The following is a 6,470-nucleotide window of genomic DNA, read 5'->3' as shown; positions in this document are numbered from 1 at the left end:
CGACAATTAGCCTATAAATGCCGTTGGTATGGGAGAAACTACATCGAAATAGATAGGGTTTGCTGAATAAATCTAAAAACCTTGTTGGATAAGGCTTTTAGACTTTTTTGACCTCAAAAAGTCCCGACCCTTGCAGTGATTGAGGGGAAAATTTCGGGACTTTTTCCCTGAAAATTAGGTAATTGACCAGGTGAAAATGGGTAAAACCCCACACCCCACACCCCACACCCCACACCCTGCCACCAGGAAAAACTTTTTCAGCAGACCCTAGATAGATGTTTTCATATCTTTAAAAGTTGTAGTAATTGCGTTTATATTGACATTGAAAATGCCGTTAATTGTTCGAGTTTGGGTTTGTCCAGAATGTGGGACACACCATGACCGAGATGTTAACGCTAGTAAAAACATTTTGGCCGCAGGACTTGCGGTGTCAGTCCGGGTCGCGACCATAAGACCAGAACAGAGTAAAACTGGGGCGGCAGGTGCGGAACCCCGCAAGGGAAAGAAGCAGAAACCTAAATCGTGAGGTTTGGGAATCACCGTCCGTTTACGGCGGTGAGGATGTCAAATCAACAGTCCATTGATTTGTGACTGTGTTGTAAGAGGCGGTGAACCAGAGAGCCTGGTTAGTGTCGCCGTATTCCCAGGTGTAAGTGCCTTCCTGCAATGCCATGATCAAGACTCCCAATCAACAATTCTATACATACGGCGGCTTCAGGCTTAGTCTGGTACATCTTCTAAGTGGAAATGCTTATTCAATAAGGATTTATCGGTGCCACACGGATAGAGGAACCGCCGTATGTAAATGGTAACAGATTATGTAACGTATGTAACCATTTAGGGGGGCTACGGACTCAACCCAACAAAAAGGGGTTGTAGGTTGGGTTGACGTAAGGAAACCCAACTATAGTACGCTTGGATTGACCCAAGGAAACCCCACAAAAGGTCAGGAGAAGCGATCGCCGATTCCGACGGATTTAGGTGTTGGCTGTTGGGTTCCGCTTTCCTCTAAAATTGAGAGGTTTTCTTTAACCTATTGATTCGCTCAACCCAACCTACGGACTTCCTTGAAAAATCCCAACTTAGTAGATTTAGAAAAATGAGATGCACCCTGCCAAATGCCAAATCTTATCATACCTCATCTCTATAAGAAACGCCGTAACTTACTCTTATAAGTAATACTTTTTATCTGTTTAAATATCTATCTTTAGTAGGAAATTGGCGAGTGAGAAGTGGAAAGTGGGGAGTTTTTTGCTGTGAACAGTAATCAGTGAGGTTCTTCGGTTTGTCTTATGCAACGGACAGGGTTATAAGAAATGAAACTCTTATAGAGAAAGACATTTGGCGATTTTTGTCAATTGTTTTCTAGAGCGAACTAATCAATTAAATCCCTTGCAAGATAAAGATTTAGTCGATTTATGCCCCCCGATCGAACCAGACCAAGTAACGAAGAACTATCAGGTGAAAAGACAGTAGGAAACTTCTATTTAATACTGCACACTTAAAACTCAAATCTGATAACTGATAACTGATAACTGATAACTGCTATAAACCACCCCAAACTAATCGGGCTGCCCAAAAGGGAATTAACAAAAATAAAGCGATAAAATCAGCCCATCTTAACTGTAATTGGTGCCAGCGTACTTGATGCTGATTGGGACTGGTAAAACCGCGAACCTCCATAGCGATCGCTATTTGTTCGGCGCGCAAAAGCAAATTATCTAGTAATTTTTCCACTACTGTTAACCAGACGTTTAAACTCTTTTTAATCCCTAATTTTTGCCAATTGATCGCCCTAGTTCTCACTGCCCTAGCTAGATTTTGCACTTCTTCTAAAACCAGGGGAATAAAGCGCAAAGAGAGGGTCAGAGTCAGAGAAATTTCCGTCACCGGCACATTAAATCGCCGTAAAGGACTCATTAAATTCTCTAAACCTTCGGTAATTTCTTCCGGGGCCGTCGTCAATAAAAAGAGATTAGTGCTATAAATTAAAGTAAAAACTAAGGTACTAATTCTCACTGCTAATTCCAAAGAACGTCGGGTAACAAATAAACGACCTCTATCCCATAAAACATACTGATAATCACTTGCTGGCGGTAAATTCAGCCCTTCATCCGGTAAACGCGGCTGAATACTCACCCCTAAACCATCGGGAGTGATAGCAGTAATCAGAAAGACGATAATCGCTAAAAATATCAGCCAGCCCATCTGTTGCCGCCAGACGCGGGGGGGAATAGGAGCTAACAGGGTTAACAACATTAATAATCCCACCAAAGCTAAACGCCACCAAGGATTAGCTAATAAAGGTGCTGCTAAAAAAGCCATTAACCAGATAAATTTTACCCGGGCATCTAGTTGATGTAGTCGGGTAATCGGTTGATCGAGATAAAGACCGATGGGCAAACTTCGCAATAAATCCATAAATTAGACCTTGGTGGCTCTATTAACCGTTTTTTCCACTTCTCGCGCCGGTTTGCCGCGCCAGATTAAGCGGATCGGGGTTCCTTTAAAGCCTAACTGTTGCCGGAATTGCCCTTCGATGTAACGGCGATAGTTATCATTAAAGCGCTGGGGATCGTTAACGAAAAGGGCGATCGTGGGGGGTTGACTCGATACTTGCGTGCCATAGTATAGTTTCCCCTGTTTTCCGCCCCTGGTGGTGGGGGGATTGTGCCACTTCACCGCCTCTTCGATCACATCGTTGATTACCGAGGTACTGACGCGACGACGGTGAGATTCGGCGGCAATATCGACTAATTCGAGGATTTTGGTGACTCTTTGCCCCGTCATGGCGCTGACAAAGATCATTTCTGCCCAATCCATAAAATACAGCCGATCTTGGAGCATTTTGGTGTAAGTATTGATGGTGTAGGTGTCTTTCTCCACCGCATCCCATTTATTGACCACTAGCACCACCGCGCGCCCTTCTTCAATAATTCGTCCCGCCAATTTTAAATCCTGTTCGGTGACACCATCTAGCACATCGATGACGAATAGTACCACGTCAGACCGGCGAATGGCCTTAAAAGCACGGTTAATACTGAAAAATTCGGCTCCATAGTCCACATTCTTCTTACGGCGAATGCCAGCGGTGTCAATTAACCGATAAACCTGTCCTTCTCGTTCAATTAAAGTATCGATCGAGTCTCTGGTGGTTCCCGAAATCGGACTAACGATCGCCCGTTGTTGTCCGGTTAAAGCATTGAGGAGACTGGATTTACCCACGTTAGGACGACCGATAATTGCCACTTTAATCTCTTCATTTTCGGGAATTTCCGCCGCAGGTGGCAAATATTTAATCACCGCATCGAGTAGTTCACCTGTACCAGAACCGTGAATGGCCGAGATGGGGAAGGGTTCACCGATGGCTAATTCCCAGAATTCCGTCGCTTGCAGGATACCCTGTTCCACCGATTCACATTTATTGACGGCCAAAAGTATCGGGACATTTTGCTGTCGTAACCAAGCGGCAATTTCTCGATCGCCGGCGGTAATTCCCCCTTGCCCATCGACGACAAAAATCGCCACACTTGCCTCTGCTAGGGCGATTAAAGCCTGTTCGCGGATTAAAGGGAGAAATTCGCTGTCATCGTTAAAAACTAGCCCCCCTGTATCGACAATTTGAAAATCTCGATCGCACCAGAAAGCTGGTTGATAGGTGCGATCTCTGGTAATCCCGGGTTGATCGAAAACGATCGCCTGTTGATCTCCAGCGATACGATTGACGAGGGTGGATTTGCCCACATTGGGACGACCGATAATAGCGACGACAGGCAGTTTCATAAGAGGAGGAGGGGACGGAAATTAAAGACCCAATATTCTATCATAGCGATTTGCGATCGACCTTGGTTGATTTATCTGTTTCTGTTCGGCACTGAGACATTGAATACTTTAGTCTGTAGAACTTTGGTATACAAAAGACTAGAATTCAGGTTATGCAATCTGGTCAACTAGAGCAAATTTTAGGACGAGAGCTACAGCGTTATCGCCAAGAAAAAGGGTGGTCGCAAGAGTATTTGGCGGAAGTAACAGGTCTGCATAGAACTTACATCAGTCAACTAGAGCGAGGATTAAAAAGTCCATCGGTGAGAGTGCTTAGTCATATTACTAATGCTTTAGGTCTGAGGATGAGTGAATTTTTGTATTCCGTAGAGGAATCCCTAAGTGTTAACGAACGACGAGACTAAAAGACTAAAGCAGGCCATTCTAGCCGCAATTGCCTCACCATTGATTGGCTCGATCGAGGATTATAGCTGGGAAGCAATTTTTCATTATATCAAGAATATTCCTTTATCCGATCCTGCCCTAGGCAGAAGCAAACTACTCTACGATGCAGTGGACAGTAAAACTGCCAGTGGTTGGTCGCTAAAATCTCTACAACTGAATAGTTTAACTACAGATAATACCTTTTTGTTCGTAATTCAACGAGCAGATATGATCAAAAAAGCCATTCAACTTGGGGTTCCCTCTTTGAATCTGCAATCTTCCCCCGCACAACTGGGAACCGCTATTATTCAACACTGGAACGAGAAGATTCGCTCCAGTCAAACTGCTCAAAATGTCATCAACAGCTATGAGGGAATATTGCTAAAAAACCGAGAGGCCAATGAATATGTTTACTGTGAATACCCCCTTAATCCTCTTGATCCTAATGTTTTTTCTTGGGCATGGGCAATAGATAAAAAAACTGGGGGAGTAGGGGCAGGTTTACAGGGAAGCATCGCTGGCAAAACTCAGTTAGTTTGGTACAAAAATCAGAAACAGTTGTTTAGAAGCAGAACAATCCCCGCTGCCGCTATTCGTCTGAGAATTGAGAGAACTCGTCTGACAATAGATCGATATGTGGAGACAATTTTTGCAGCGCTACAAACCCAAACTAATACTCAAGATTTTGTCCCATAGAGTCTGCTACCACTTTGCCTAACAGTGGTGGCACAGATTCTCCAATTTGAGAGGCCATATCAGTATAAGTCCCTAAAAAGTGAAAATGATCGGGATAAGAATGTAATCTTGCTGCTTCACGAATTGTGATTGTCCGATTCTGGGTCGGATGAAAAAATCTGCCAGAACCGGGATGAAAAAACCACCTTGTAATTGTTCTTGCTGGTTTATCCCAAGAAAGTCGACCATAGGCCCCGCTATAGTGTTTTTTCGGTGCTAATTCAGCAGGTAAATCTCTCGCATCTTGTCCTTCCGCCAGAATTTGCACTCTTGACATTTGAATTGGTGTTAAAGCACGGGCAATATGATTAACAATTTTTTGACTTTGCTCACGCATCTTCTGTTGATATATGGTCTCGGGTTCCCTAGTATAAATTTCGTGATCATAAGCTTGTCCTGCTTCTAAAGTAGGTAAATCACTAATGGCATCTTTAACAGTAGTAACTGGGGCAATATTTGGTTCTAGTAAAGTAAGCTGTGTCCAAGATTTTACAGCTTTATAATCACTTCTGATATCACCAGAATGAGTTGCTTGGGGAAGGGATGGTAAACGCTCTAGACTAGCTAAAAAAAAGGCTCTTGAGCGAGTTTGTGGCACTCCATAATAAGCGGCGTTTAGGGAAGTAGTAACTACTTGATAACCCCAAGATTCTAAATGTGCTACAATTTCATCTCTGATGATACCGTTATAAGCTTTCAAAATTTCAGGAACATTTTCCATGACTACATGAAGAGGACGAAACTCTTGAACAAATCCTAAGAAAGACTTATATAAATGATTGCGAGAATCATTAAGATAGCGATACCCAGCCGGGATATTTCGTGAAAATCCTTGACAGGGTGGACCCCCGATAAGGGCGGTTAATTCTTCTCTTTGTAAACCTAAGTATAAGCGCAGTTCTGATGGATTAACTTTGCGGATGTCTTCCTGAAAAGTGCGTGTTTTAGGATAATTATGTTGATAGGTTGCTAATGCTTTCGCATTTACATCAATTGCACAGATAGATTCAAACCCGGCTAAATGAAATCCCGTGGTCAATCCGCCCGCACCAGAAAATAAGTCGATAATTTGTTGTTTCATGGTTGAATACTATCGTATTCGGAGCCTCTTGTCAACTAAATATCCTAGCGATGATAGCGACGACAGGCAGTTTCATAAGAGGAGGAGGGGACGGAAATTAAAGACCCAATATTCTATCATAGAGATTTGCGATCGACCTTGGTTGATTTATCTGTTTCTGTTCGGCAGGAAGGGCGGAAATGCCTGAAATAACCGCCTAGTCAGGTCTTTAGTCCCTTGTCCGCAGCCAAGGGTCAATCCCAACCAACCTGATTGCTGAGAAGGGAGAAAAAAGCTGACGGCTAAAATAACTGATCACTGCCTTTTTCGGCTCTTCGGTAATTGTTATGCAATGGACGGGGGTTATAAGGGATGGAACCCTTATATAGAAAAGCATTTAGCGATTTTTGTCAATTGTTTTTGCTCTAGAGCGAACTAATCAATTAAGTCTCTTGCCAGATAAGGATTT

6 protein-coding genes and 1 pseudogene are annotated in these 6,470 nt (G+C 43.3%); 3 read left to right on the top strand and 4 right to left on the bottom strand.

Annotated features, from left to right (window positions below):
• Positions 1-97: 97 nt before the first annotated feature.
• Entirely contained in the window at positions 98-277 is a 180-nt protein-coding gene (locus O9290_RS00045; RefSeq protein WP_072927484.1) for a hypothetical protein, read from the bottom strand.
• Between the two features lie 11 nt (positions 278-288).
• Between O9290_RS00045 and O9290_RS28025 the strand changes: the two are divergent.
• Positions 289-526, top strand: a pseudogene (locus O9290_RS28025) (zinc ribbon domain-containing protein); the annotation flags it as partial.
• Positions 527-1,545: 1,019 nt separating this feature from the next.
• Here O9290_RS28025 and O9290_RS00040 read toward each other — a convergent pair.
• Together O9290_RS00040 and der are read right to left on the bottom strand one after the other, a co-directional pair.
• Positions 1,546-2,421, bottom strand: coding sequence for an energy-coupling factor transporter transmembrane component T family protein (locus O9290_RS00040; RefSeq protein WP_002761354.1), 876 nt, complete (start codon positions 2,419-2,421; stop codon positions 1,546-1,548).
• A gap of 3 nt (positions 2,422-2,424) precedes the next feature.
• Complete coding sequence (gene der / locus O9290_RS00035; protein WP_002761352.1) at positions 2,425-3,783, bottom strand: ribosome biogenesis GTPase Der; 1,359 nt, start codon at positions 3,781-3,783, stop codon at positions 2,425-2,427.
• A 152-nt stretch (positions 3,784-3,935) separates the two neighbouring features.
• Between der and O9290_RS00030 the strand changes: the two genes are divergently transcribed.
• Together O9290_RS00030 and O9290_RS00025 are read left to right on the top strand one after the other, a co-directional pair.
• A complete protein-coding gene (locus O9290_RS00030; protein WP_002761350.1) occupies positions 3,936-4,187 on the top strand; it encodes a helix-turn-helix domain-containing protein in 252 nt (83 codons plus the stop codon).
• The gene (locus tag O9290_RS00025) at positions 4,165-4,902 is read left to right on the top strand and encodes a hypothetical protein (protein ID WP_288027323.1); all 738 of its coding nucleotides are present in this window, start codon (positions 4,165-4,167) and stop codon (positions 4,900-4,902) included. The genes O9290_RS00030 and O9290_RS00025 overlap by 23 nt, the downstream gene beginning before the upstream one ends.
• Here the strand turns inward: O9290_RS00025 and O9290_RS00020 are convergent.
• Entirely contained in the window at positions 4,877-6,022 is a 1,146-nt protein-coding gene (locus O9290_RS00020) for a DNA cytosine methyltransferase (protein ID WP_002761346.1), read from the bottom strand. The genes O9290_RS00025 and O9290_RS00020 overlap by 26 nt on opposite strands.
• Positions 6,023-6,470 lie beyond the last annotated feature (448 nt).

This window comes from Microcystis sp. LE19-41.2A, assembly GCF_027530405.1.
GTDB classification, from domain to species: domain Bacteria; phylum Cyanobacteriota; class Cyanobacteriia; order Cyanobacteriales; family Microcystaceae; genus Microcystis; species Microcystis aeruginosa.
Note: the sequence above shows the minus strand (reverse complement) of the source record. Positions and strands in the feature narration are given on the sequence as shown.